Origin of the sequence: Limimaricola variabilis, assembly GCF_034371605.1 — a bacterium.
Classification (GTDB): domain Bacteria; phylum Pseudomonadota; class Alphaproteobacteria; order Rhodobacterales; family Rhodobacteraceae; genus Limimaricola; species Limimaricola variabilis.
Genome location: NZ_CP139691.1, coordinates 561,077 through 583,294, shown reverse-complemented (window position 1 = coordinate 583,294; position 22,218 = coordinate 561,077). Strand labels below are relative to the sequence as shown.

Sequence of the window (22,218 nt, the reverse complement as noted above, 5' to 3'; positions counted from 1 at the left end):
CATGGCCTCCTGATCCCGCGTCCTCGTCTGCCCAAGATAGGGCCTGCGCGCCAAGATCAAAGCCCCGAAGCCGCGTCAAGGGCATCGAGCAGTTGCCGCAACGCCGCGCGCGCCTCTGGCCCGAGCGAGGGCGGCAGCGGCCGGGCCGGGTGCCGCAGCGCCGCCGCCATCAGCGACCCGTCGCCCCAAAGCGGGTGCGCCCGGCCCATCCGCCGCCGCCAGGCATCGGCGGCGCGCGCCTCCGCGACGATCCGCGCGGCGAGCGCCGGCCGCGCCTCGGGCCGCGCCGCCAGCAGCGCCGCCACCCCGCGATCGAGGCAGCCCGGCAGGATCGGCCTCACCCGGGCACCTCCAGCGTGGCGAAGGGCCCCGCCCCCCAGGCGTCCGTGACCTGCGCCACCTGCACCACCAGCGGCCCCGTCGCCCCGTCGGCGGCCCGCATCGCCGCGTCATAGCTGAAGCCCGGCGCCTGCAGCTCGACCTCGCGCCGCAGCAGCCCCTCCGACAGAATCCGCAGCAGATAGGCCTCGCGCGGCACGTCGAGCGGCACCTCGCGCCCGGCCCAGGCATCGGCCCCGCTCCGGGCCCGCCGGATCCACGAGATCGCCAGATCGCCGCCCCTCTCGGCCGCGCGCAGATGCGCGGGCGCATAGGGCCTGAGCCCGACCCCGGCAAAGGCGCGGAGCTCGTGCCGCCAGCTCGGATCGGTCATCGGCCGCCGGGCCGGGCCATAGCGGTAATGCCGCTCCAGCCCGCGCGCCGCCTCCGGCAGATCGACCTGCCGCGGCACCCCGTCGAGCAGCACCACGCGGCTCCCGGCGGGCCAGTGATCGGGCATCACCGCGTCAGTCCCGGCCTGCCCCCTGAGCCGCAGCGACAGGTCATAGACCCCCGGCGCGACCGGCACCGCCTCGCGGAACTGCCAGACCTCCCAGTGATCGCTCGCCCCGTCGCCGATCGCCATCAGGTTCGCGCCCGACAACACCGCGGCCTCGGAGGCGGTGACCAGCCGCCCCTGCGCCAGCCGCACCCGGAGCGCCGGGCCACGATCCCAGATGCCGGGCGGCGCCGCCGCCATCGAGGTCAGGGTCGTGCCGATGGTCGCGGCCAGCGGCTGCACGTGGTCGAGCCGGTGATCGGCATCCTCCACCCCGCGCAGCAGCGCCACCGCCCCCGGCCATGGATCGGCGGTGGCCGCGAAATGCGGCGCGTGCGGCACCTCCTCCCCGGTGAGCAGCGGCAGGTCGAGAAACACCCCCTCCACCGGCACCGGCGGGATATGGGCGCCGGGCGCGGCCTCCTCCTCCTCGCCGGGCGGCGGCAGATAGAGGCCCGGCGCGCTGCGCACCGCCTCGACGCCCATATGGGTGGTGGTCTCGGCCCGCGTGATCCGCCAGCCGCCGGGCTGTCCGCCGATCTCCACCACGTCGCCCGGCCCGAGTGGATGGCCCGATGGCGGCAGCGCGAAGCGCGCCGTCTCGCGGCCATGCCGCGCCTCGGCGAGGCAGCGCGCGGCGATGCCCTGCGCCTCGGCCCGGGTGAGCGCCATCGGCAGCTCCATGGTCTCGATATGCCGCCCCGGGCTGCCCGGCAGCGCCGCCTCGACGCTCGCCGCGTCGCCGGTCCCACCGGCTGCGACATGCACCAGCCGCACCCGGTCGGGCAGCGCCGACACGCCTTCGCGCGCGATCTCGAGCGGCGGGCTCTCGGGGCGCTCGCGCACCAGATCGCCGGGATCGATCTCGGCATCTTTCCGGCCGTCGCGCGAGCGGAACACCAGCATCCCGTCGCGCTCCACCGCGTCGAAGCCATGCGCAAGCATCAGGGGCTGCAGTAGCGCCCGCGCGCTCTGGGTGCCCTGCCCCAGATAGCCGCGCACCAGCCCGAAGAGCTGCGAGGTGTCGATCGCCGTGACCCCGGCCTCGGCGCAGATCTCGCGCACCACCGAGGCGAGGTCGCGATGCGCCGTGCGCCCGGTGATCCAGTGCCCGCGCGCCCAGTTCGCGCCATCCGACCAGGCCTCGGACAGCGCCGGAAACCACGGGTAGGGCCGCAGATCCCAGGCCCAGACCAGCATCCGGCCGGTATCGAGCATCCGCCCGCCATAGACCTCCGAGACCGGGTTGGCGGCGGGATCGGCGAAATGGCGATGCACGGCGCGCAGGTAGCGCATCTGGATCAGCTCGTCGCGATGGCCGCGCGAATGATAGGGCAGATGCGATTCCGAGGATTTCGGATCGAGGAAGACATTGGGCTGGTTGGTGCCGCGATCCACCGCCGGGCAGCCCAGCTCGGTGAAACGGATCGGCTTCATGCCGGGCCGCCAGGCGGTGGGCTGCGGCTGCCGCACCCCGTCGATGCGGTCGTGATGCGCGTGACCCCACCAGCCCGCGATGTCCTTGTAGCGCCAGACCCAAGGCTCGCCATCGGCATCGGTGATCGGCGTGCGGATCTGCGCCGCGCGCGCCTCGGGCGAATGGTAGTACCAGTCATACCCCTCGCCCCCCGCGACATTGCCCGCGAGGTAGTCGAGATCGTGGATCGCGCGGTATCTCGCGGCGTCGAGATGATCGGTGCCGTCGCGCCAATCCGACAGCGGCATGTAGTTGTCAATGCCGACGAAATCGATCTCCGTGTCGGCCCAGAGCGGGTCGAGGTGGAACCGCTTGGTGGCACCGCCCGGCTGGTGGCCGTGATATTCCGACCAGTCGGCGGCATAGGAGAGCTTCACCCCCGGGCCGAGCACGGCCCGCACCTCTCCCGCCAGCGCGCGCAGCGCCGCGACCGCCGGGTAGAGGTCGCCCTGCCCCCGGATCGTGGTCAGCCCGCGCAGCTCCGAGCCGATGCAGAACGCCTCGACCCCGCCCGCCATGGCGCACAGATGCGCCTGGTGCAGCACGAAGCGCCTGAGCCCCCATTCGGCGGGCCCGTGATACTCCGGCCCCTGCGCGCCGATGGTGAAGTCACTGGCCCGCGCCGTGCCGAAGAAAGCCGCGACCTCGGCCTCGGCGGCGGCGCTGCGATCGCTCGTGCCGGGGCGGCCCGGCGCCTGCGCGGTGGTGATCCGCCCCCGCCATGGCAGCGCCGCCTGCTCGGCCCCGCCCCAGGGGTCCGGCAGCCCGTTGCCCGCCATCTGCTCCATCAGGATGAAGGGGTAGTAGGTCACCTCCAGCCCGCGCGCCTTCATCGACCGGATCGCCTGCACCACCGACAGGTCCGACGGTGTGCCGCCATAGACCGGCCGCCCTTCGTGGAGCGGCACGGTGCCGGCGGCAGCGCGATCGAGCCCGCCCGCCCGCCACGGCATTTCCTCGCCCTCGCCGGTGAGCCGTTCGGCGCGCGGTCGGATGCGGCAGCGCCCGGCCCGCAGATCGTCGCCGAACCACGACACGACGAGCGAGGCGGCGCGGCAATTGGGCAGCTCCTCGACCAGATCGTCGAGCGCCGCCTCGGCGTCGCTCGGCCCGGTCGGGCCGTGACGGTTGGCGGCGGCGCGGCTGGCAAAGCCCGTGGCGACATGCACCGGCGCGCTGGCCAGCGCGTATTCCCCGGTGCCGGGGATCACCGCGACGCCGCGCACCAGATGGGCGATGTCCTCGGCCCCGGCCGGATCGTCGATATCGGCCGGGCGCAGCACTTCGAATGAGAACTGCGGCACCCGGTTGCCGAAGCGCGCGAGGTCCAGATCCTCGATCACCACATAGGCCAGCCCGCGATAGGCCGGCGCCAGACCGATCCCCTCGACCGCCTCGATCGCCGGATCGGGCAGCTGGTCGTCGCGCCCCTCGTAGAGCCGCCAGGTAATCTCGTCGCGGCCCAGCTCGACCCCGTCGGCCCAGATCCGGGCGACGCGGCGCACCGGCCCCTCGCAGAGCCCGATGGCGAGGCTGACGGCGTAGGAATACTCGGTCACCTCCGGGCGCGGCGCGCCCTTGCCGCCGCCGGAGCTATGGCTGCGCTCCTCGAAGGGCGAGGCCCAGATGACCTGCCCGCCGATCCGCATCCGACCCCAGAGCCGGGCAATCGGCTCGCCCTCGCCCGCCCCGGTGAGGCGGAAGCGGTCGACCCGGCCGGTCTCCACCGGGTCGGCGCCGCCGCCCAGGAGACGCGCGTCGATCGCCCGGCCCAGCATGGCCCCCGCCGCGCGGCCCCAGACCGCCCCCGACAGGCCCAGCAGGCTGCCACCGACGCTGCCGCCCAGCGCCATGCCCGCCGCTCCGAACACGATGGTCGCCATCAGCCGATCCTTTCCGTCAATGCGAAGGCATGGGCGACGCGCCGCCGCCATGGCGGCGTGAGCAGGCTCTCGACCACGCCGTGCCCCTCATAGGCATGGATGAAGCTCGGGTGGCCGTCGCGCGCGGCGCGCAGCCCTAGATGCCGCGCCGGGGCGCCGGGGCCGAGCCGGAACAGCAGCAGGTCGCCCGGCCCCGCCGCATCGGGCGCGATCTCGCGCAGGTGGCGGCGGGCGGCATCGCGCAGCGCCTCGCGCGGCCCCGCCTCGCGGCGCGGATAGGCGGGTACCGGCTCGGGCTCGGCCCCCGCCAGCGCCGCCCAGACGCCGCGCACCAGCCCGAGGCAGTCGCAGCCCGCGCCGCGCTGGGCCGCGCCGTGCAGATAGGGCGTGCCGATCCAGCCGCGCGCCTCGGCGACGATCAGGGCGCGCGCGCTCATCCGCCCCCCGGACGCGGCGCCGCCATCAGCCAATCGGCCCCGGGCAGATGTGGAAAGCCGCGAAAGTTCAAGAAGTTGTCGAATTTGAGCCGGCAGGTCCCGGCGCGCTTGTCGCAGCCCGCCACCAGCCGGACCCGGCTGCCGGGCGCGAGCTCCGTGGCAGGCGGCGCCCAGAGATCGACGATCCGCGCCGATCCCTCGACCCGGTCCTCGCGGATCGCCGCCCAGAGCCCGGCGCCGTCCCCGTCGAGGATCTCGGCCCGGCCATGCGCGAACCAGCCCGCCTTGGGCCCGCCGGGCCAGTCGAAGCGCAGCCGCGCGCCATCGGCCACGGCGAGCGGGCGGTCGACCGCGATCCCCACCGCGTCGGTGTCGACGCCGCAACGCGCATCGCCCAGCACCGCGTCGCAGCGCGGCTGGTAGACCCGGCCCAGCGGCCGGTTGAGCAGGTCGGACAGGCCGCGCAGCTCGGCCCGGAACAGCGTCCCCTCGCGGCGGATCTCGCCCAGATGGCCGCGAAATTCGAGCGCCCGCATCTCGGGCGCGGCCCAGTTGACCCGCCAGACCCGCAGCTCGGCCCCGTCGAGCCTGCCTTGCGCGATCTCGGCCTCGGTGATGCCCGCATCCGAAATCGCGCCCAGCGCCTCGCCGGTATCGGCGGCCAGCCCGGCGCCCTGCACCAGCGCGCTGGCGGCGAAGCCCGTCTCCGGGCGGAACGCGATCCCATCAAAGGAGAGCGGCCGGTCGTGATCGGTGAAGCCGCGCTCCAGCCCGTCGGCGCGCCTGAGCGCCCAGGCCCGGCACAGCGTCGTGACCCCACCCACGAGGTGATCGTCGAGCCCGCTCACAGCCGGATCTCCACCACCGGGATCTCCGGGATCGTGCCCGCCTCGAAGCTGGCGCGCGAGCCGGTCAGGCTCTCGCTGTCGAAGCGCGCGGGCACGTCGAACTCGAACCCCGCGGTCACGACGGCGCCGACCGCAGGCGGCAGCGCGAAGGTCACGCGGCCGGTGGCGTGGTCGATCGTCACGCCCTCGCCCTCGGCCAGCGGATCGCCATCCACCGCGACCTGCACCGTGCCGATCACCGGCTTGGCGATCGGGCGGAGATAGCGGTCGGGGCCGTCGCCATAGCTCTTGGCGAGCTGGAACGTCACGGTGGCGTCGTCGCCCAGCCCGATCTGCTGGTCGAGCGGCCCGATCGGCCGCCCGGCCGGGGCCGAGCGGAAATCCAGCCAGTCCTTCCAGCGAAAGCCATGCAGCGGCCCGCGCCGCGCCTCGAAGAAGCCGAGCACGGTCTCGACATCGTCGAGCGACCGCAGCCCCAGCCCGGCATCGTAGCGCCGCCTTGCATGCGCCCATGGGGTGTTGCGCTCCTCGTGTCCGTTTTCCAGCGTGACGATGTCGGTGCGCCGCTCCGGCCCGCCCGCGGCGCCGAAGCTCAGCGCCACGGGAAACCGTGTCTCGTGGAATGCCATCCCGCTCTCCCTCACCTGTCGCGGCGGCCGCGATCGACCGCGCGCGCGATCTGCGCCGCCACCTGCCCGCGCGAACGGCGGAAGCTCTCGGCATCGGGCGTGGTGATGTTGACCGTCACCCGCGCCGCGCCGCCATTGCCGCCGCCCGCCGCCACGCCGAGCCGCCCGTCGGGCCCGCGCGCCAGCGGCAGGATCGCCTCCGGCCCGGCCTCGCCCATCAGCCCGGCGCCGCCGCGCATCGGAAAGGCGACCGGCCCCGAGACCACGCCGCCCCTGGCAAAGGGTGTGACCCGCCCGCCCGCGAAGGCGCCGCCCTCGGCAAAGGGCATCAGCCCCGCCACCAGCCCGTTCACGCCTTGCGCCAAAAGCCCGCCCAGCCGGTCGGTCACCGGGCGCATCGCGTTGCCATAGACCGTGTCGGCCATGCTCCCGGCCAGCCCGCGCAGCGCCGCGCCGCCCGAGCGCCCCTCGAACAGCACGCCGTCGACGGCGCGGCGAATTCCGCCCGAAAAGCCGCGCTCCAGCCGACCCAGGTCGCGGGTCGTCTCGCCGATCCCGGCGCGCATCCGGTCCAGCTCGCGGGTGAAGCTCTCGGCCACGCCGCCCGCCTCTTCCATGGCGCGTTCCAGCGCCTCGAACTCGTCCTCGGTCATGTCCTCTCCTCGTCGGGATGGGCGCGGCATAGCGCCTCGAAGCGGGCGCGGCTCATCGGGCGCGGCCCGGCCGGCCCGAGCATCAGCCGCAGCTCGGCCGGGGTCAGTGCCCAGAACTCCGCCGGGCGCAGCCCGAGCCCGCCGATCCCGGCGCGCATCATCGCCGCCCAATCGAGCCGGGTCATGCCGCCTCGCCGAAGGCGCGGGCGACCAGAAGCGCCGCACGCCGCGCCGCCTCGGCGATCCCGCCCTCGATCTCGGCCGCGACCAGATCGGCGGCCCGGCCCGGCCAGCCGCCGCCCCTGAGCCCCGCCACCAGAAGCGCCAGCACGTCGCGGGCCGAAACCTCGCCGCCCTCGAGCCGGGCCACCAGCGCCGCCAGGCTGTCGGCGCCGAGCGCCTCCTCCAGCTCGGCCAGTGCGCCCAGCGTCAGCTTCATCACGCGCCGCTCGCCATCGAGCACCAGCGCCACCTCGCCGGCCAGCGGGTTGGCCATCAGACCGCCGCCTCGAAGGCGAGCGGCCCGGCCGAGACCAGCGCGATCTCGAAGCTCGCCTCGCCGTCATGGCTGCCGGCATAGTCGATCGAGGCGATATGGAACCGGCCGGTCATGGTGCCGAAATCGGGGATCACCACCTGGAAATCCGGGGTCTCGCCGTCGAAGAAGATCTGCCGCGCCCGGGCGTCGGTATCGGCGTCGCGGAACACGCCCGAGCCCGAGATCGCCGCCGAGCGGACCCCCGCGCCGCCCAGCACCTCGCGCCAGCCGCCCGATCCCAGATGGGTGACGTCGATGCTCTGGGCATTGAGCGTGAGCCGCGTCGCGCGCAGCCCCGCCATGGTCTCGAACAGCCCGTCGCCGGTCATGTCGATCTTGAGCAGGAGATCCCTGCCGTTCTGAGCCGCCATTGCCTGGCCCTCCTCTTTCAGATGTCCTCGGTGCGCGCGCGGAACACCATGTCGATGCGCCTGGCGTCGCCGCTGCCCTCGCGCCGCGCCCGGGCGCGCAGGAACCACAGCCCCGCCAGCCGGCCCCGCGCCAGCGGCGGCAGCGGTGCCGCCAGCGCGTCCGACACTGCTGCCGCGGCTGCCTTGGCGGCGCGGAAACCGGCGGCGTCGCTGACCACGCTGACCATGAGATCGTGCTCGGCGCCGCGCGCGGTCACGTCGGAGCGGTCGCGCGCCCGTTCCGCGCCCAGCGTGGCGTAGAGCGGTGGCAGCGGCCCGGCGGGCAGCGCGTCGTAGATCGCCCCGCCGAGCAGATCGGTGAGCGGGCCATGCCCGGTCAGGCGGGCATAGATCGCCGCCTGCAAAGCCTCGGAAACCGCGTAGCTCATCGCGCCACCTCCTCCTCGGCCTCGCAGATCAGGTAGCGGCCATCCGGGTCGGCCTCGCGCACCGCGCGGATCGCGAAGAGGCGCGCCCCCTCGCGCAGCCTCTGCCCGGCCTGGGGCCGCATCGAGCTGCCCGGCGGCGCGGCGCGGACCTTGATCCGCAAGAGCACCCGGCTCAGCGCCGCGCCCATGTCGTCGAGGTCGCGCCCCGAGCGGGCCTCGATCGCGGCCCAGAGCGTGCCGAGCGCGGCCCAGCCCTGGTCGAAGCCACCGGCGCCGTCGGGCCGGCGCAGCGGCGCTTCGAGCAGGAGCGCCCGGTTCAGCCGCGCGGGCCTCATGCCCGGCCCCCCGCCGAGAGCCGCAGCATGCGGAACCGCTCGGTCAGCGCGGTGACGCCGAAGGGCATGCAGCCCGGCCCTAGCCCGGTGTCATGGCGGTATTCGTGGTAATGCGCGGCCAGCATCATCGTGGCCTGCGCCAGATCGGCCGGGATCGTGGTCCAGTCGGCGCCATAGCCCGCCTCGAACCGGATCCGTACCAGCCCGCCCGTCGGGAACCACGGCAGCGCGGCGCCGCACGCCTCGATCCGGGGCCGCTGATCGCAGGCGACCGCGCGCCAGAGCGATGCCGGGACCGGCGTCGCCGCGCCCTCCGCATCCACCATCTCGACCGCCGTCACCGCGCGCAGCGGCCCCAGCGGCAGCACCTGACAGGCCGCGTCGCGCCAGCGCGCCAGCTCCAGCACGAAGCCCCGCGCCAGCAGCACCCGCCCGGTGCGGCCCTCGATCGCGGCGATGGCGGCGCGCAGGAAGCCCGCCAGCGCCGGGTCCTGCAGCCCGGCCTCGGCAAAGCCGGTGCCCAGCCGCAGATGCGCCCGCAGCCCGTCCACCGGCAGGGCCGCCTCGGGCACCGCGCCCGTCTCGATCACTCTCATCGCCCGTCCTCCCCCGGTCCCAGCCCGCAGCCGGGCCGCCCCTGCCGGGCGGCCCGGCGGTCCATCAGGCGATGCCGAATTTCAGAAGCTTGATCGCCGCGAAGTCGCTGACCGCGCCGCCGACCCGCTTGGTCGCGTAGAAGATCACGTGCGGCTTGGCCGAGAACGGATCGCGCAACACCCGCAGGTCGGGCCGCTCGGCGATGGTGTAGCCCGCCTCGAAATTGCCGAAGGCCAGCGCGCAGGCGTCGGAGGCGATGTCGGGCATGTCCTCGGCGATCAGCACCGGGTAGCCCAAGAGCCGCGCCGGCTCCCTCGCCGAGAGGCCGTCGGTCCACAGGAACCGGCCATCGGCGTCCTTGAACTTGCGCAGGCTGCCTGCGGTGCGCGAGTTCATCACGAAGCGCGCGCCCGCCCGGTAGGGCGCGCCAAGCCGGTAGACGAGGTCGATCACCGCGTCGGCCGGGTTGTCGATGTCGAAGCCGCCATCGGTGCCGGTGGCGACGTAGCCGAGGCTGCCCCAGGCCCAGCCGTCATCATCGACCTGCGGGTAGCTCAGGAGCCCCGCCGGCTTGTCGACGCCGTCGCCGGAGATGAAGGCCGCCGCCTCGGAGCGGGCGAAGCTATCGGCGATACGGCCCGCGAGCCAGCCCTCGATGTCGAAGGCGCTGTCGTCGAGCAGCCGCTGCGACGCCTTGGGCAGGGCCGACAGCTCGTGCAGCGGGATGCTGACCCGGTCGATCTGCGGCGTGCCGGTCTCGACCCGGGCGCTGGTCTCGTCGGCCCAGCCGGCGCCGGCCTCGGCGTGGTCGATCAGCACGTCGTAGGAGCCGGCATCCACCGCCACCACGTTCGAGACCGCACGCAGGGAGGCGGTGGCGCCAAGCACGCCGCGCACCCGGTCGGCGGTCTGCGGATCGACGAGATAGCCGCCATCGGCGGCGACAGTGGTGCTCATCGCCTTGCCCTCGAGCCCGAGGCCGCGCAGCCCGTCATCCTCGCCGGTGCGCAGATAGGCGCCGAAGGCGGCGCGGTGCGGCTGGCCCTCGGCCTTGGCTTCGAGGGCGGGTCGCGCGGCCAGCGCGGTCTTGCGGTCCAGTCGTGTCATCCGGTCGTCCTGTGCCTTGAGTTTGGTTCGGATCTCGGCCGAGAACCGGCCCAGCTCGTCCATCAGCCCGCCGATCTCCCGGCCGAGCGCATCGTCGTCACGCATCCTGTTTCCCCTCGTCACCCCTGAGACTGCGCCGTGCCGCGCGCAGCTTTGCGACCAGCGCGTCGTCGCGCTTCGCCCCCACCCGCGCCTCGCGCAGCATCGGGAAGGTCACCAGCGAGACCTCCCACAGCTCCAGCTCGGTGAGCCTGCGCCCGGCGCCATCCTTTTGCGCGCGGCGGGTGCGGTAGCCGATCGACAGCCCGTCGATCGCGCCCGCCGCGACCAGCGCGGCCGCCTCGCGGCCCTGCGCCACCGCCTCGAGGATGCGGCCCCGGACCCAAAGCCCCTTGCCGTCTTCGCGCACCTCGTCCCAGACGCCGATCGGGCGCGCGGGATCGTGCTGCCACAGCATCCGCACCCTCCCGCCCGCCGCCGCCAGCCGCTCCAGCGAGGCGGTGTAGGCGCCCGGCGCCACCACGTCGCCGCCCTGGTCGGGCCTGTCGAACAGCGAGGCGTAACCCGCGATCACCGCGCCCTCGCCGATCTCCAGCGGCCCGGTGCCATCCGTGCCGCCCGCGCAGAACTTGCGCTCCAACTCCATCATCGCCTCCCTCACATCCCCACGATCTGCTGCGCCGCCTGCGCGCCGATCGCCGCGACCACGCCGTAGACGGCGATCCAGAGCCGGCGCTCCAGCCGCTCCATCACCGCCTCGATCCGCTCCAGCGTCGCGGCCACCTGCGCGAATTGCAGCGCCACCAGCCGCTCATGCGCCTCGATCCTGAGACCCGGCGCGCAGGCGAAGCCCGTCTCGCGCAGGTCATCCATCCCCGTCCTCCCCGCGCGACGGCAGGCCGAGCAGCGCGCGCTTCTCCGCGTCGGTGAGGAACAGCGCCTCGGAGACCCGGCGCCACTGGCCGTCGCGCTCGGGGCCCAGGGCGGGCACCTGGTCGAGATCGACGCGCAGCTCGAAGCGCGTGCCTGAAAGGTCCGACAGCCATTCGGCCAGCGCGCCCGCAACTCGCGCCATCAGCGGCAGCACGGTCAGCCGGTAGAAGGCGCGGTTGGCCTCCTGGTAATTGGCGTATGTGGCGTCGCCCGGAATCCCGAGGATCATCGGCGGCACGCCGAAGGCCACCGCGATCTCGCGCGCGGCCGCCGCCTTGGTCTGCTGGAACTCCATGTCCGAGGGCGAGAAGCCCATCGGCTTCCAGTCGAGCCCGCCCTCGAGTAGCATCGGCCGCCCGGCGTTGCGGGCGCCCTGGTGCTGACTCTCCATCTCCTCGACCAGCCGGTCGTACTGGTCGGGGCTGAGAGACGCCTGCCCGTCGGCGCCGCGATAGACGATCGCGCCCGAGGGCCGCGCGGCGTTGTCCAGAAGCGCCTTGGACCAGGCCGAGGCGGCGTTGTGCACGTCGATCGCCGTGGCCGCGGCCGACAGCGCCGAGAGCCCGTAATGATCGTCCTGGGGGTGAAAACTCTTGATGTGGCAGACCGGCGAGACGCCGCCCTCGACCGCGAAGCGATGGGTGCGGCCGCCGGCAGCGTAGTCATAGCCCACCGGCCAGCCATCGGGGCCGGGCACCAGCGCGACCCGCTCCGAGCGCAGCACGTGCAGCTCCAGCGGCAGCCCGTCGGTGCCCACCGCCTCGACATAGCCGTTGCCGGTGAGCAGGAGCTGGCCGACCAGCGCCTCGATCAGCTCGGCCCGGCCCTGGCCCGGATTGGGCCGCGCCAGCAGCGCCAGCGCCGGGTGCGCGTCATGGCGACGCCCGGCCTCGGTCAGCACCAATGGCAGCGCCGCCGCGGCTTCGGAGATCAGCCGCACGGCGCGGAAGCCGACCGGGTTCGACACGAAGCCCGCCCGGGTGAGCGAGACCGTGTCCCGCGCGCTCCAGGCCGGGCGGCCCGCGCCGGGCCAGGCCAGGCAGCGCCCCGCCGCAGAGGCCTTGGCCTCCGGCGCCCCCTTGCCGCGCTTGAAGAATTCGAACATCGCCGCCCCCCGCTGGTCGTCCGTTTGGCTTGGCAGGGAGAATGGCAGCGCGGGGTTGGGAAAGCCGGAACGCGGCGCGCGGTGCCCCGGCCGGGCACGCAACACCCCGCCCGGCGGCCAGCCGGGGCGCGGGCTCAGAGCATCCGCAGGCGCGGGCTGCGCCAGTGCTGCGCGGGCGCGATCATCAGCTCGTGCAGCGCCCAGACCAGCGCGTCGACCCGGTCGGGCGAGCCCGATCCGAGAAAGCCGCGCGCGGTCATCTGCGCCATCTGGTCCTCAAGTGCACCGAGCCCGCGCAGGTGGTGCACCCGGCCCTGTTCGTAGAGCGCGGCGACCGGCTCGGCCCGGAGCCCCTTGGAGCGCCCGGCATGCAGCGCCTTGAACGGCACCAGCGGGTCGACCTGCCGCACCACCGTCTCGACCAGCGCGCCGCCCTGATTGACCTCGGCCACCATCCGCTCGGCCCCGTGCCGCGCCATCGCGGCGCAGGCGGCCCGCGCCCAGCCCTGCGGCGAGGCGCGGATCGCGGTGGCGTCCTCGAGCACATAGGCCCGCCAGTCGGCGGGCGGGCCATGCGTGACCGCGCCCGCGACGACGATGCCGCAGGCGTCGGAGCCTGCATGCGCGCTCACCGAGGGGTCGACCGCGACCACGATCCGGTCGAGATCGGGCGCCCCCTCGACCACGCAGCCGGCCAGCATCGCGGCGGTCCACAGCGCCCCTTCGGCATCGGCCAGCAGCACGCCGTCGAGCTCCTGCCGGCCCTGCCGTGTCCCGGCGTAGCGGCGGCGCATCTCGTCCAGAAAGCCCGGCGCGAGATTGGCGGCGTTGGCCTCGGTCGGCGCATGGGTGGTCACCGTGCTGTCGGCAGCCAGCAGGTCGCGCAGCACCGCGACGTTGCGCGGGGTGGTGGTGACGCAGGCGCGCGGATCGCCCAGCCGCAGCCCGAACTGCAGCATGTCCCACGCCACCTGACCGCGTTTCCACTTGGCCAGCTCATCGGCCCAGGCGGCGTCGAATTGCGGGCCGCGCAGCGCCTCGGGGTCATGCGCCGAGAAGATCTGCGCCGTGGCGCCGTTGGGCCATGTCAGCATCCGCCGGGTCGCCGACCAGTCCGGCCGCCGGTCGGGCGGCGCGCAGGCCATCAGGCCGCTATCGCCGAAGACCATCACCTCGCGCGCCTGGTCGAGCGTCTCGCCGATCAGCGCCACGCGCCGGGCCCGGCCGGGATCGCGCGGACGCGGACCCTCCACTTGGCCGCGCACCCATTCCGCCCCGGCCCGGGTCTTGCCCGCGCCGCGACCGCCCAGGATCACCCATGTCCGCCAGTCGCCGCCCGGCGGCCGCTGATGCGGCAGCGCCCAGAGATCGAACAGATGCGGCAGCGCCGCCAGCGCGGCCGGGTCGAGCCCGTCAAGAAAGGCGGTCCTCTCGGCAGCAGGCGCGCAGGCGATCCAGCCGGCAGGTGATCCGCCGCCGGGCGTCGTCGAGGTCGATCTCGCCTGCGGCGAGGCCGCCATCCTGTCGCTTGAGCCAGTCATTGAAACGCCTCTCCACTTCGAACGCTGCCTTAAGCGCGCTTTCCAGATCACTGATCTTCTTGGAAATTTCCCTTGGTACGCCGGTTTCGTAGCGGGCCGCTTCCAGCAGGTCCGCCAACGTCGAGCGCACCGATGAGAGCAGCGTCCACGCATCCTCCCACTCCTTGCGGCGCGCGGCTTGTTCGGCCGCCGTCACGCCGCCCGTGTCATCCGTCGTCATGCCTGTTCCTCCTCAACCTACGGCCGAGACGCGGGCACGAAAAAAGGCGGCCCCGGATTTCTCCGGGGCCGCCGTGCATTTGTCTCAGCCTGACGTTTACCCTACGACACTGCGTACCAAAAGTCAATCTCGACGATCTGAGGAACGGGCTATAACCGCCCGACCCGTTTACGGAAAATCAATTTCCCGCAGCGCGCTGTGCCTCGATCTCGCGCCACTTGGCGACGTTGCTGTTGTGCTCGGCCAGCGTCTCGGAAAAGGCGTGACCGCCGGTGCCGTCGGCCACGAAGAACACGTAATCCGTGCTCGCCGGGTTGAGCGCCGCCTGGATCGCGGCGCGGCCCGGGTTGGCGATCGGCGTCGGCGGCAGACCGTTGATCACGTAGGTGTTCCACGGCGTCTCGGCCTGCAGCTCGCTGCGCCGCAGCCCGCGCCCGAGCACGCCCTTGCCCTCGGTGATGCCGTAGATCACGGTCGGGTCGGTCTGCAGCGGCATGCCCTGCCGCAGCCGGTTCACGAAGACGCTGGCGACCTGCGGCCGCTCGGCGGCGACACCGGTTTCCTTCTCGACGATCGAGGCGAGGATCAGCGCCTCTTCCGGCGTCTCGAGCGGCAGGCCCTCGGCCCGGTTCTCCCAAGCCTCGGCGAGGATCGCCGCCTGTGCGGCCTCCATCCGTTCGAGCACCGCCGCGACCTGGGTGCCCGGCGCGATCTCGTAGCTGTCGGGCGCGAGGCTGCCCTCGGCGGGGATTTCCTCGACATCGCCGTCGAGCGTGTCGATCGCGTTGAGCGCCTGCACCACCTGCCAGGAGGTCACGCCCTCGGCCATGGAGATGCGGTAGCGCGTGTCGGCGCGCTCGCGCATGGTCTCGTATTCGGCCGGGATCTCGACGCCCTCGGCGGTCGGGTCGAACTCGGCCAGCTCGGTGTAGCTCGAGGTCGCGGGGTCGAGCTCGCGCACCTCGGCGGCGACCGCGTTGACGCCGATCTTGTAAAGGATCTCGGTGCCGCAGGTGGAGGCGCCACCGCGGGTCACGATGTCGAGAATCTCCTCCATCGAGGACTGTTCGGGGATCAGGTGGCTGCCGGCCTTGAGCTGGCCGGCCTTCTCGGAATATTCGGCGCCGATGCGGAAGATCGGCGCCGAGCCGATCGCGCCCTGCTCCTCGAGCCGGGCGCTCACGGCGCGCATGTTGGTGCCCGGCTCGACGCGCAGGCACATCGCCGTTTCAAGCGGGCCCTCGCCCGAATACTCGTTGACGCCCCATGCGATCACGCCGGCGGCGCCTGCGAGCCCCACGATCATGAAGGTGATCGTGTTCGAGGCGAGATGACGCCACATCAGGAGGCGACCCGGCCGAAGAGCACGCTCGCATTGGTGCCGCCGAAGCCGAAGCTGTTCGACAGCGCCACGTCGATCTTGCGCTCGCGCTTGGCGTTGGGCGCGAGGTCGACGACGGTTTCGACCGCCGGGTTGTCGAGGTTGATGGTCGGCGGTGCGACCTGGTCGCGGATCGCGAGGATCGAGAAGATCGCCTCGATCGCGCCAGCCGCGCCCAAGAGGTGGCCGGTCATCGACTTGGTCGAGGACATGGTCACGTTCCTGGCCGCCTCGCCCATCAGCCGCTCCACCGCGCCGAGCTCGATCGTGTCGGCCATGGTCGAGGTGCCATGCGCGTTGATGTAGTCGATCTTGTCGGCCGTGATCCCGGCATCCTTGAGCGCGGCGCGCATCGCCCGCTCGCCGCCCTCGCCATCCTCCGACGGCGCGGTGATGTGGTAGGCGTCGCCCGACAGGCCGTAGCCCAGCACCTCGGCATAGATCTTGGCGCCGCGGGCCTTGGCGTGCTCGTATTCCTCGAGCACGACGATGCCCGCGCCCTCGCCCATGACGAAGCCGTCGCGGTCGTTGTCATAGGGACGGCTCGCGGCCTGCGGATCGTCGCGCCGCTTGGTCGAGAGCGCCTTGCAGGCGTTGAAGCCGGCGATGCCGATCTCGGAGATCGCCGCCTCGGCGCCACCGGCCACCATCACGTCGGCCGAGCCGTACTTGATCAGCCGGGCCGCGTCGCCGATGGCATGCGCGCCGGTCGAACAGGCGGTGACGACCGAGTGGTTCGGCCCCTTGAAGCCGTAGCGGATCGAGACCTGGCCCGAGATCAGGTTGATCAGCGCGCCGGGAATGAAGAAGGGCGAGACGCGGCGCGGGCCCTTGTCGCGAATGAGCAGCGCGGTCTCGGCGATCGAGTTGAGGCCGCCGATGCCGGAGCCGATCATCACGCCGGTGCGCTCGCGGCTCTCGTCATCCTCGGGCATCCAGCCCGAATCCTCGACCGCCTGCTGGGCGGCGGCGATGCCGTAGAGGATGAAGTCGTCGACCTTGCGCTGCTCCTTCGGCTCCATGTAGGCGTTCGGATCGAACCGGACCGCCGGGTCGGCGTCGTCGCCGCGCGGCACCTCGCAGGCGTAGTTCGTCGCCAAGTGATCGGCGTCGAAGCGGGTGATGGTGCCCGCGCCCGATTTTCCCGCCAGGATCGCCTCCCAGCTCGGCTCGACCTTGTCGGCCAGCGGCGTCACCAGCCCCAGCCCCGTCACGACCACTCGCCGCATCTGACCATCCTCTTCGTCAAAACTCGCGCCCTGATACCGCAGGGCTTCGCGCGGGAGCAAGAGCGCGGGCGTGTCGAATTTGGCGGCCCGCCGCCCAGTCGGGCTTAACGCCACCTTCAGCCTCCTTGGGTCAAATGTGCGAAACGGAGGGTTCGATGCGGCTTTGGCTGGCGCTGATCGTGATGCTGATGGCGGCGCCGCTGCGCGCCGACCCGGCCTGCGAGGCGATCGCGGCGCTGGGGCGGGTCGCGGCGGGCAGTCGCGCGGGCGACCTCGCCGGGCTCGACCGGGCGTTGCGCCGGATCGATACCGAACGGGCGATGTGGGATCTGCGCGGCCACCCGCTGGCGCGGCACCGCGCCGATCTCGACGCCGCGCTGCGGCTGGCCGAGGAGGCGGTGGCGCTGGCGCGGCGCGACGGCGAGGCGGCGGCCCGGGCCCGGCTTGCCGCCCCCGCGGCGCGCGCGGTGCAGGGGCGGCTCGTGCTGCTGCTGGCGCGCCATGCCTGCGCGCCCGAGCGCGCGGCGGGGCCGCAGGCGGTGCCCGAGGCCGAGGAGCGGCCCGGCCCGGCGGCGGGCGACGGTATTGCCGGGATGCGGATGGCCGATCTGGCCGGGCTGGGGCTGGGCACGCTGGTGCTGGCCGGTCTCGGGACCCTGCTCGGGCGCGTGCTGGCGCGGCGCAACCGCCGCCGTCGACGCCAGGCCCGGCGGCATGCCGTCAATCTCCCGGCCCGGTTGCGCGCCGGCCGGTCGGAAACCGAGACCCGGCTCGTCGATATCAGCCGGCTCGGCGCCAAGCTGCGGCTCGATCCGGAGTTCGAGCCGGGGCCGCTGGGCGCGGTGATCATCACGCTGGGCGACCGGCGGATCGGGGCGCGGGCGCGCTGGCGCAACCGCCACTATGTCGGCGTGCAGTTCCTGCGGCCGCTGCCGGAGGACGCGGTGGCGCCGATCCTGACCCTGCCGGAGCCCGAGGGCGCCGCGCCGCAGCCCGGCTGAGCCGTGCAAACGCGGCCCGGAAACGCGAACGGCACCCCGTGGGGTGCCGCTGCATGCCTCGGATCCGAAGATCCCGGCCCGGTGCCGCGTCCCGAAGGCGCGGCCCGTTATGTTACTGCGCTTCCTTGATGAAGCGGACCGCGTCGCCGAAGGTCTGGATGGTCTCGGCGGCGTCGTCGGGGATCTCGATCCCGAACTCTTCCTCGAAGGCCATGACCAGCTCGACGGTGTCGAGGCTGTCGGCGCCCAGATCGTCGATGAAGGAGGCGTTCTCGACGACCTTGTCCTCTTCGACACCCAGATGCTCAACAACGATCTTGCGCACGCGATCGGCGACGTCGCTCATGTCAATTCCTCACGTCTTTCCGGCCACTCCGGGCCTTTTCACTGCTTGCCCCAGGGGGCGGCTTGATGTGCCCGCTCGGGCCGCTGACCGACCGGCGCCAAAGCGCCAAATTCGGCAAATCACGTGGTCATGTAGCAGAGATTTCGGGAGGCGCAAACGCTTTCGCCCCCTTCCCTGCACGGAATGCGGTGGCTCAGAGCATCGCCATGCCACCATTGACGTGCAACGTCGCGCCGGTGACGTAACCGGCTTCCGGGCTGGCGAGGTAGAGCACGGCGGCGGCGATCTCCTCGGGCGTGCCCATGCGGCCCGACGGGATCTGGCCGAGGATGCCGGATTTCTGCTCGTCGTTGAGCTTGTCGGTCATCGCCGTCTCGATGAAGCCCGGCGCCACGCAGTTCACGGTGATGCCGCGGCTGGCCACCTCGTAGGCGAGCGACTTGGACATGCCGACCATGCCCGCCTTGGCGGCGGCGTAGTTGGTCTGGCCGGGGTTGCCGGTGGCGCCGACGATCGAGGAGATGTTGATGATCCGGCCCCAGCGGGCCTTCATCATCGGCCGCACCACGCCCTTGCACAGCCGCATGGTCGAGGTGAGGTTGACCTCCAGCACCTGCGCCCAGTCCTCCTCGGACATCCGCATGAACAGGTTGTCGCGGGTGATGCCGGCGTTGTTGACGAGGATGTCGAGCCCGCCCATCGCCTCGATCGCCTGCTTGGGCAGCGCGTTCACCGCCTCGGCATCCGAGAGGTTGCAGGGCAGGACATGGGCGCGGTCGCCCAGGCTTGCCGCCAGCTCCTCGAGCGGCGCGGTGCGGGTGCCCGAAAGCCCCACCGTGGCGCCGGCGCCGTGCAGCGCGGTGGCGATGGCGCCGCCGATGCCGCCCGAGGCGCCGGTGACGAGGGCGGTCTTGCCGGTCAGGTCGAACATCTTCTTTCTCCTCAGGATCTCAGTTTGTGCCCGGTCTAGCAGCAAGGCCGCGTCCGGGCCACAGCCCGCGCGCCGTGGCACGCGGGCGGGATCTTCGTCTTGATCTTGGATACGGCCCGGAGCGGGATCAGCCCTTGGCCGCGGCCACGTCCTCGGGGGTGCCGATGGCGCGGGTCTCGGCGCCCCTGGCGATCCGGCGGATCATCCCGGTCAGCGCCTTGCCGGCGCCGATCTCCCAGAACTCGGTCACGCCCTGACCGGCCATGTATTCCACGCTCTCGCGCCAGCGCACCGCGCCGGTGACCTGGTCGACCAGCAGCGTGCGGATAAGCGCCGGGTCGGAGACCGCCGCGGCGCGGACATTGGCGACGACCGGCACCGCCGGCTCGCGGATCTCGACGCCCTCGAGCGCCTCGGCCATGGCGCGGGCGGCGGGCGCCATCAATGCGCAGTGGAACGGCGCGCTCACCGGCAGCAGGATCGCCCGCTTGGCGCCCTTTTCCTTGGCGATGTCGAGCGCCCGCTCGACCGCCGCCTTGCGGCCGGAGATCACCACCTGCGAGGGGTCGTTGTCGTTGGCAGCCTGGCAGACATCGCCCTGCGCCGCGGCTTCGGCCACCGCGCGGGCGGTGTCGAGATCGAGGCCCAGGAGCGCCGCCATCGCGCCCTCGCCGACCGGCACCGCCTGCTGCATCGCCTCGCCGCGCAGCCGCAACAGCCGCGCCGTGTCGTCGAGCCGCAGCGCGCCCGCCGCGCAGAGCGCCGAGTATTCGCCGAGCGAGTGACCGGCGACGAAATCCGCCGCGGTGACGTCGATGCCTTCGGATTTGAGCGCGGCCATCGCCGCGATCGAGGTCGCCATCAGCGCCGGCTGGGCGTTGCGGGTCAGGGTCAGCGTCTCGATCTCGCCTTCGAAGATCAGCGTGGAGAGCTTTTCCCCCAGCGCGGCATCGACCTCGTCATAGACGTCGCGCGCCGCCGGATAGGCCTCGGCCAGCGCCCGGCCCATGCCGATTGTCTGCGACCCCTGCCCCGGAAAAACGAATGCGCGCATGGCCCTGCTCCCTTGTGATGCGGTGCGTCGGGCCATCGCATAGCGGCTTGGCGCCGCCACGACAAGAAAGCGTCAGGCGCCGCGGCGGAACAGCCGGCCGCCGCGCGGTGCCGAGAGGCCCAGCTCGGCCTCGATCCGCCGGGCCAGCGCGGTCATCGCGTCGAGGTCGCCCTCGGCGACGCGGACCGACAGGCCGCGGCCGACGAGATGCAGCTCGGCCCGCAGCGCCATGCTGCGCGCCTCGGCCCGGCTGCGGATCTCGACCCCACTGAAATCCTCGAAGCGCCAGCGCGCCACCGGCTCGATCCGGCCCGAGGGCCGCCGCAGCACCGCCCGTACCATCCGGCGCTCGGCGTCGAAATGCATCTCTTCGCGGCGCCCCAGCGCGCCGTAGCAGACCAGCCCGCCGCCCAGCGTCACCGCCACGACCAGCCGCAGCCACAGCTCGCCGTCGAGGCTCAGCCCCATCGGCGACAGCCAGATGGCCCCCACCGCCGCGGTGACGCCCAATGCGAAGGCCCAGGCCGCGAAAGCGGTCAGCATGGCGATCCTCTGCCATCGGCGCTGCCCGCCCAGGATGAAGGGCGCGCGGATGGAGCGGGTCGGGACGGCTGCGGTCATGATGGACACCTCTGGACGGCGACGATCGGGATAACTTGAGGTTGAGCATCGAACGGGGCGCGATTGTGGCGCCAAACAGGCGTTATGACGTTGCGTCCCGCGTTTTCGACGTCGCGTCCAAACGCCCTGCCGGGGCGAGGCTTGCGCCGCGCCGCGCAGTCTGTATAAGGCCGCATCCTTCCGCGCATTCGCATGAACCGCGCAGACTCTCGTGAACGGGGAGCGGAAGGCTCAGGCCCCGTTCTATGAAATGCGCCGAGAAACCGAACTGGAGAACGCATGCCGCTTTACGAGCATGTCTTCATCGCGCGTCAGGACCTGTCCAACGCGCAGGCCGAAAGCCTCGTCGAGCACTTCTCGACCGTCCTCGCCGACAATGGCGGCAAGGTGCTCGAGAACGAGTACTGGGGCGTCAAGACCATGGCCTACAAGATCAACAAGAACCGCAAGGGCCACTATGCCTTCCTGCGTTCGGATGCGCCCTCGGCCGCCGTGCAGGAGATGGAGCGCCTGATGCGCCTGCATGACGACGTGATGCGTGTCCTGACCATCAAGGTCGACACCCACGAAGAGGGCCCCTCGGTCCAGATGCAGAAGCGCGAAGAGCGCGGCGAGCGCCGCGAGCGCCGCTGATCGCCTCCAGGAAAGGATAAGAGAATGGCCACCAAACCGTTTTTCCGTCGCCGCAAGACCGACCCCTTCGAGGGCGAGAACGCGCCGAAGATCGACTACAAGGACACCCGTCTGCTGCAGCGCTACATCTCCGAGCGCGGCAAGATCGTGCCCTCGCGCATCACCGCCGTCGGCTCCAAGAACCAGCGCAAGCTCGCCCAGGCGATCAAGCGCGCGCGGTTCCTGGCGCTGCTGCCCTACGCCGTGAAATAAGGAGACCGACACATGGACGTGATCCTTCTGGAACGTGTGGCCAAGCTTGGCCAGATGGGCGAGATCGTAAAGGTGAAGGACGGCTACGCCCGTAACTTCCTTCTGCCCCAGGGCAAGGCGCTGCGCGCCAACGAGGCCAACAAGGCCCGCTTCGAAGACCAGAAAGCGCAGCTCGAGGCGCAGAACCTGGAGTCGAAGAAAGACGCCGAGAAGATGGCCGAGAAGCTCGACGGACAGCAGTTCGTCGTGATCCGCTCCGCCTCCGACGGCGGCGCGCTCTACGGTTCGGTCACCACCCGCGACATCGCGGAATCGGCGACCGCCGACGGCTTCACCCTCGACCGCAAGCAGGTCGTGCTGCGCGGCCCGATCAAGGAGCTGGGCCTGCACGAAGTGAGCGTGGTTCTGCACCCCGAGGTCGAAGCGACCATCGCGATCAACGTCGCGCGCTCGGCCGAAGAAGCCGAGCTGCAGGCGTCGGGCAAGTCGATCCAGGAACTGGCCGCGGAAGAAGAAGCCGCTGCCGAGTTCGAGATCCAGGGCCTGTTCGACGACATCGGCGGCGCCGCCAATGACGATGAGGGCTCGGAGGGCTGAAGCCCCCGCCACGAGACCCCGGAAGGGGCCGCATCCGAAGGTGCGGCCCCTTTCGCATGTCAAGCTCCCCATAGGTTTGCCACGTCCCGGCGCCAGCCCGGCGGCGCGCTTGTGACGCTACGTCACATCGGCTCCATCCGGGCCGTTCGGGTTGACCCGACTCTCCCTTGGGGCCGTCCTGATGGCGACATCGG

Annotated in this window: 28 protein-coding genes; 4 read left to right on the top strand and 24 right to left on the bottom strand. The window is 72.3% G+C overall.

The window, feature by feature from the left end; translation table 11 throughout:
- Positions 1-56 precede the first annotated feature (56 nt).
- The 20 genes from T8T21_RS02865 to fabF all read right to left on the bottom strand — a co-directional run bounded on the left by T8T21_RS02865 (position 57) and on the right by fabF (position 16,589).
- A complete protein-coding gene (locus T8T21_RS02865) occupies positions 57-341 on the bottom strand; it encodes a DUF7742 family protein (RefSeq protein ID WP_322336735.1) in 285 nt (94 codons plus the stop codon).
- Positions 338-4,237 carry a baseplate multidomain protein megatron gene (locus T8T21_RS02860; RefSeq protein WP_322336734.1) on the bottom strand — a complete coding sequence of 1,300 codons (3,900 nt, stop codon included), beginning with the start codon at positions 4,235-4,237 and terminating at the stop codon, positions 338-340. The genes T8T21_RS02865 and T8T21_RS02860 overlap by 4 nt, the downstream gene beginning before the upstream one ends.
- Positions 4,237-4,674 carry an NlpC/P60 family protein gene (locus tag T8T21_RS02855; RefSeq protein WP_322336733.1) on the bottom strand — a complete coding sequence of 146 codons (438 nt, stop codon included), beginning with the start codon at positions 4,672-4,674 and terminating at the stop codon, positions 4,237-4,239. The genes T8T21_RS02860 and T8T21_RS02855 overlap by 1 nt, the downstream gene beginning before the upstream one ends.
- Positions 4,671-5,522, bottom strand: a complete 852-nt coding sequence (locus tag T8T21_RS02850) for a DUF2163 domain-containing protein (protein WP_322336732.1) — start codon at positions 5,520-5,522, stop codon at positions 4,671-4,673. Before T8T21_RS02850 ends, T8T21_RS02855 begins: the two co-directional genes overlap by 4 nt.
- Entirely contained in the window at positions 5,519-6,151 is a 633-nt protein-coding gene (locus tag T8T21_RS02845; RefSeq protein ID WP_322336731.1) for a DUF2460 domain-containing protein, read from the bottom strand. Before T8T21_RS02845 ends, T8T21_RS02850 begins: the two co-directional genes overlap by 4 nt.
- A gap of 11 nt (positions 6,152-6,162) precedes the next feature.
- The gene (locus T8T21_RS02840; RefSeq protein WP_322336730.1) at positions 6,163-6,804 is read right to left on the bottom strand and encodes a phage tail tape measure protein; all 642 of its coding nucleotides are present in this window, start codon (positions 6,802-6,804) and stop codon (positions 6,163-6,165) included.
- Positions 6,801-6,989, bottom strand: coding sequence for a rcc01693 family protein (locus T8T21_RS02835; RefSeq protein WP_322336729.1), 189 nt, complete (start codon positions 6,987-6,989; stop codon positions 6,801-6,803). Before T8T21_RS02835 ends, T8T21_RS02840 begins: the two co-directional genes overlap by 4 nt.
- Entirely contained in the window at positions 6,986-7,300 is a 315-nt protein-coding gene (locus T8T21_RS02830) for a gene transfer agent family protein (RefSeq protein WP_322336728.1), read from the bottom strand. Before T8T21_RS02830 ends, T8T21_RS02835 begins: the two co-directional genes overlap by 4 nt.
- On the bottom strand, positions 7,300-7,713 hold the full coding sequence (locus tag T8T21_RS02825) for a phage major tail protein, TP901-1 family (protein ID WP_322336727.1): 414 nt from the start codon (positions 7,711-7,713) through the stop codon (positions 7,300-7,302). The genes T8T21_RS02830 and T8T21_RS02825 overlap by 1 nt, the downstream gene beginning before the upstream one ends.
- A 17-nt stretch (positions 7,714-7,730) precedes the next feature.
- Positions 7,731-8,141 carry a DUF3168 domain-containing protein gene (locus tag T8T21_RS02820; RefSeq protein ID WP_322336726.1) on the bottom strand — a complete coding sequence of 137 codons (411 nt, stop codon included), beginning with the start codon at positions 8,139-8,141 and terminating at the stop codon, positions 7,731-7,733.
- On the bottom strand, positions 8,138-8,476 hold the full coding sequence (locus tag T8T21_RS02815) for a head-tail adaptor protein (RefSeq protein ID WP_322336725.1): 339 nt from the start codon (positions 8,474-8,476) through the stop codon (positions 8,138-8,140). Before T8T21_RS02815 ends, T8T21_RS02820 begins: the two co-directional genes overlap by 4 nt.
- A complete protein-coding gene (locus T8T21_RS02810; protein WP_322336724.1) occupies positions 8,473-9,072 on the bottom strand; it encodes a head-tail connector protein in 600 nt (199 codons plus the stop codon). Before T8T21_RS02810 ends, T8T21_RS02815 begins: the two co-directional genes overlap by 4 nt.
- A 64-nt stretch (positions 9,073-9,136) precedes the next feature.
- Positions 9,137-10,285: a phage major capsid protein gene (locus T8T21_RS02805; RefSeq protein ID WP_322336723.1), complete on the bottom strand. Its 1,149-nt coding sequence runs from the start codon at positions 10,283-10,285 to the stop codon at positions 9,137-9,139.
- Positions 10,278-10,826, bottom strand: a complete 549-nt coding sequence (locus T8T21_RS02800) for an HK97 family phage prohead protease (RefSeq protein ID WP_322336722.1) — start codon at positions 10,824-10,826, stop codon at positions 10,278-10,280. The genes T8T21_RS02805 and T8T21_RS02800 overlap by 8 nt, the downstream gene beginning before the upstream one ends.
- An 11-nt stretch (positions 10,827-10,837) precedes the next feature.
- Positions 10,838-11,053 (bottom strand): GTA head formation protein, RCAP_rcc01685 family, encoded by a 216-nt coding sequence (locus T8T21_RS02795; RefSeq protein WP_322336721.1) that lies wholly within the window; start codon positions 11,051-11,053, stop codon positions 10,838-10,840.
- Positions 11,046-12,218: a phage portal protein gene (locus tag T8T21_RS02790; RefSeq protein ID WP_322336720.1), complete on the bottom strand. Its 1,173-nt coding sequence runs from the start codon at positions 12,216-12,218 to the stop codon at positions 11,046-11,048. Before T8T21_RS02790 ends, T8T21_RS02795 begins: the two co-directional genes overlap by 8 nt.
- A gap of 134 nt (positions 12,219-12,352) precedes the next feature.
- Entirely contained in the window at positions 12,353-13,738 is a 1,386-nt protein-coding gene (locus tag T8T21_RS02785; protein WP_322336719.1) for a DNA-packaging protein, read from the bottom strand.
- Positions 13,632-13,979, bottom strand: coding sequence for a hypothetical protein (locus T8T21_RS02780; protein WP_322336718.1), 348 nt, complete (start codon positions 13,977-13,979; stop codon positions 13,632-13,634). The genes T8T21_RS02785 and T8T21_RS02780 overlap by 107 nt, the downstream gene beginning before the upstream one ends.
- A gap of 178 nt (positions 13,980-14,157) precedes the next feature.
- A complete protein-coding gene (gene mltG / locus T8T21_RS02775; RefSeq protein ID WP_322336717.1) occupies positions 14,158-15,321 on the bottom strand; it encodes an endolytic transglycosylase MltG in 1,164 nt (387 codons plus the stop codon).
- Positions 15,321-16,589 carry a beta-ketoacyl-ACP synthase II gene (gene fabF / locus T8T21_RS02770; RefSeq protein WP_183468823.1) on the bottom strand — a complete coding sequence of 423 codons (1,269 nt, stop codon included), beginning with the start codon at positions 16,587-16,589 and terminating at the stop codon, positions 15,321-15,323. Before fabF ends, mltG begins: the two co-directional genes overlap by 1 nt.
- A 155-nt stretch (positions 16,590-16,744) precedes the next feature.
- On the opposite strand from fabF, the gene T8T21_RS02765 reads away from it, so the two are divergent.
- The gene (locus tag T8T21_RS02765) at positions 16,745-17,590 is read left to right on the top strand and encodes a PilZ domain-containing protein (protein ID WP_322336716.1); all 846 of its coding nucleotides are present in this window, start codon (positions 16,745-16,747) and stop codon (positions 17,588-17,590) included.
- A gap of 112 nt (positions 17,591-17,702) precedes the next feature.
- Here T8T21_RS02765 and T8T21_RS02760 read toward each other — a convergent pair whose 3' ends face one another.
- The 4 genes from T8T21_RS02760 to T8T21_RS02745 form a co-directional block, all read right to left on the bottom strand.
- Positions 17,703-17,936: an acyl carrier protein gene (locus tag T8T21_RS02760; RefSeq protein WP_017929475.1), complete on the bottom strand. Its 234-nt coding sequence runs from the start codon at positions 17,934-17,936 to the stop codon at positions 17,703-17,705.
- A 193-nt stretch (positions 17,937-18,129) separates the two neighbouring features.
- Positions 18,130-18,867 (bottom strand): 3-oxoacyl-ACP reductase FabG, encoded by a 738-nt coding sequence (gene fabG / locus T8T21_RS02755; RefSeq protein WP_183468819.1) that lies wholly within the window; start codon positions 18,865-18,867, stop codon positions 18,130-18,132.
- A gap of 127 nt (positions 18,868-18,994) precedes the next feature.
- The gene (gene fabD, locus T8T21_RS02750) at positions 18,995-19,921 is read right to left on the bottom strand and encodes an ACP S-malonyltransferase (protein WP_322336715.1); all 927 of its coding nucleotides are present in this window, start codon (positions 19,919-19,921) and stop codon (positions 18,995-18,997) included.
- 72 nt (positions 19,922-19,993) lie between these two features.
- Positions 19,994-20,542, bottom strand: a complete 549-nt coding sequence (locus tag T8T21_RS02745; protein WP_322336714.1) for an ABC-2 transporter permease — start codon at positions 20,540-20,542, stop codon at positions 19,994-19,996.
- 279 nt (positions 20,543-20,821) lie between these two features.
- Here T8T21_RS02745 and rpsF point away from each other — a divergent pair, with 279 nt between their 5' ends.
- The 3 genes from rpsF to rplI are packed head-to-tail and all read left to right on the top strand — an operon-like array spanning position 20,822 to position 22,024.
- Positions 20,822-21,175, top strand: a complete 354-nt coding sequence (rpsF, locus tag T8T21_RS02740) for a 30S ribosomal protein S6 (protein WP_183468813.1) — start codon at positions 20,822-20,824, stop codon at positions 21,173-21,175.
- Between the two features lie 24 nt (positions 21,176-21,199).
- Positions 21,200-21,427 carry a 30S ribosomal protein S18 gene (rpsR, locus tag T8T21_RS02735; protein WP_017929480.1) on the top strand — a complete coding sequence of 76 codons (228 nt, stop codon included), beginning with the start codon at positions 21,200-21,202 and terminating at the stop codon, positions 21,425-21,427.
- 12 nt (positions 21,428-21,439) lie between these two features.
- Positions 21,440-22,024, top strand: coding sequence for a 50S ribosomal protein L9 (gene rplI / locus T8T21_RS02730; RefSeq protein ID WP_183468811.1), 585 nt, complete (start codon positions 21,440-21,442; stop codon positions 22,022-22,024).
- Positions 22,025-22,218 lie beyond the last annotated feature (194 nt).

Excerpts from the sequence above, each read along its gene's own strand:
- T8T21_RS02790 (WP_322336720.1), bottom strand. The coding sequence starts at position 12,218 with ATGTTCGAATTCTTCAAGCGCGGCAAGGGGGCGCCGGAGGCCAAGGCC.
- T8T21_RS02760 (WP_017929475.1), bottom strand. The coding sequence starts at position 17,936 with ATGAGCGACGTCGCCGATCGCGTGCGCAAGATCGTTGTTGAGCATCTG.
- T8T21_RS02845 (WP_322336731.1), bottom strand. The coding sequence starts at position 6,151 with ATGGCATTCCACGAGACACGGTTTCCCGTGGCGCTGAGCTTCGGCGCC.
- T8T21_RS02835 (WP_322336729.1), bottom strand. The coding sequence starts at position 6,989 with ATGACCCGGCTCGATTGGGCGGCGATGATGCGCGCCGGGATCGGCGGG.
- T8T21_RS02810 (WP_322336724.1), bottom strand. The coding sequence starts at position 9,072 with ATGAGAGTGATCGAGACGGGCGCGGTGCCCGAGGCGGCCCTGCCGGTG.
- fabD (WP_322336715.1), bottom strand. The coding sequence starts at position 19,921 with ATGCGCGCATTCGTTTTTCCGGGGCAGGGGTCGCAGACAATCGGCATG.
- rpsR (WP_017929480.1), top strand. The coding sequence starts at position 21,200 with ATGGCCACCAAACCGTTTTTCCGTCGCCGCAAGACCGACCCCTTCGAG.
- T8T21_RS02815 (WP_322336725.1), bottom strand. The coding sequence starts at position 8,476 with ATGAGGCCCGCGCGGCTGAACCGGGCGCTCCTGCTCGAAGCGCCGCTG.
- T8T21_RS02800 (WP_322336722.1), bottom strand. The coding sequence starts at position 10,826 with ATGGAGTTGGAGCGCAAGTTCTGCGCGGGCGGCACGGATGGCACCGGG.
- T8T21_RS02830 (WP_322336728.1), bottom strand. The coding sequence starts at position 7,300 with ATGGCCAACCCGCTGGCCGGCGAGGTGGCGCTGGTGCTCGATGGCGAG.
- T8T21_RS02860 (WP_322336734.1), bottom strand. The coding sequence starts at position 4,237 with ATGGCGACCATCGTGTTCGGAGCGGCGGGCATGGCGCTGGGCGGCAGC.
- mltG (WP_322336717.1), bottom strand. The coding sequence starts at position 15,321 with ATGTGGCGTCATCTCGCCTCGAACACGATCACCTTCATGATCGTGGGG.
- fabG (WP_183468819.1), bottom strand. The coding sequence starts at position 18,867 with ATGTTCGACCTGACCGGCAAGACCGCCCTCGTCACCGGCGCCTCGGGC.
- T8T21_RS02855 (WP_322336733.1), bottom strand. The coding sequence starts at position 4,674 with ATGAGCGCGCGCGCCCTGATCGTCGCCGAGGCGCGCGGCTGGATCGGC.
- T8T21_RS02765 (WP_322336716.1), top strand. The coding sequence starts at position 16,745 with ATGCGGCTTTGGCTGGCGCTGATCGTGATGCTGATGGCGGCGCCGCTG.
- T8T21_RS02780 (WP_322336718.1), bottom strand. The coding sequence starts at position 13,979 with ATGACGACGGATGACACGGGCGGCGTGACGGCGGCCGAACAAGCCGCG.
- T8T21_RS02795 (WP_322336721.1), bottom strand. The coding sequence starts at position 11,053 with ATGGATGACCTGCGCGAGACGGGCTTCGCCTGCGCGCCGGGTCTCAGG.
- rplI (WP_183468811.1), top strand. The coding sequence starts at position 21,440 with ATGGACGTGATCCTTCTGGAACGTGTGGCCAAGCTTGGCCAGATGGGC.
- T8T21_RS02805 (WP_322336723.1), bottom strand. The coding sequence starts at position 10,285 with ATGCGTGACGACGATGCGCTCGGCCGGGAGATCGGCGGGCTGATGGAC.
- T8T21_RS02840 (WP_322336730.1), bottom strand. The coding sequence starts at position 6,804 with ATGACCGAGGACGAGTTCGAGGCGCTGGAACGCGCCATGGAAGAGGCG.
- T8T21_RS02825 (WP_322336727.1), bottom strand. The coding sequence starts at position 7,713 with ATGGCGGCTCAGAACGGCAGGGATCTCCTGCTCAAGATCGACATGACC.
- rpsF (WP_183468813.1), top strand. The coding sequence starts at position 20,822 with ATGCCGCTTTACGAGCATGTCTTCATCGCGCGTCAGGACCTGTCCAAC.
- fabF (WP_183468823.1), bottom strand. The coding sequence starts at position 16,589 with ATGCGGCGAGTGGTCGTGACGGGGCTGGGGCTGGTGACGCCGCTGGCC.
- T8T21_RS02820 (WP_322336726.1), bottom strand. The coding sequence starts at position 8,141 with ATGAGCTACGCGGTTTCCGAGGCTTTGCAGGCGGCGATCTATGCCCGC.
- T8T21_RS02745 (WP_322336714.1), bottom strand. The coding sequence starts at position 20,542 with ATGACCGCAGCCGTCCCGACCCGCTCCATCCGCGCGCCCTTCATCCTG.
- T8T21_RS02785 (WP_322336719.1), bottom strand. The coding sequence starts at position 13,738 with ATGGCGGCCTCGCCGCAGGCGAGATCGACCTCGACGACGCCCGGCGGC.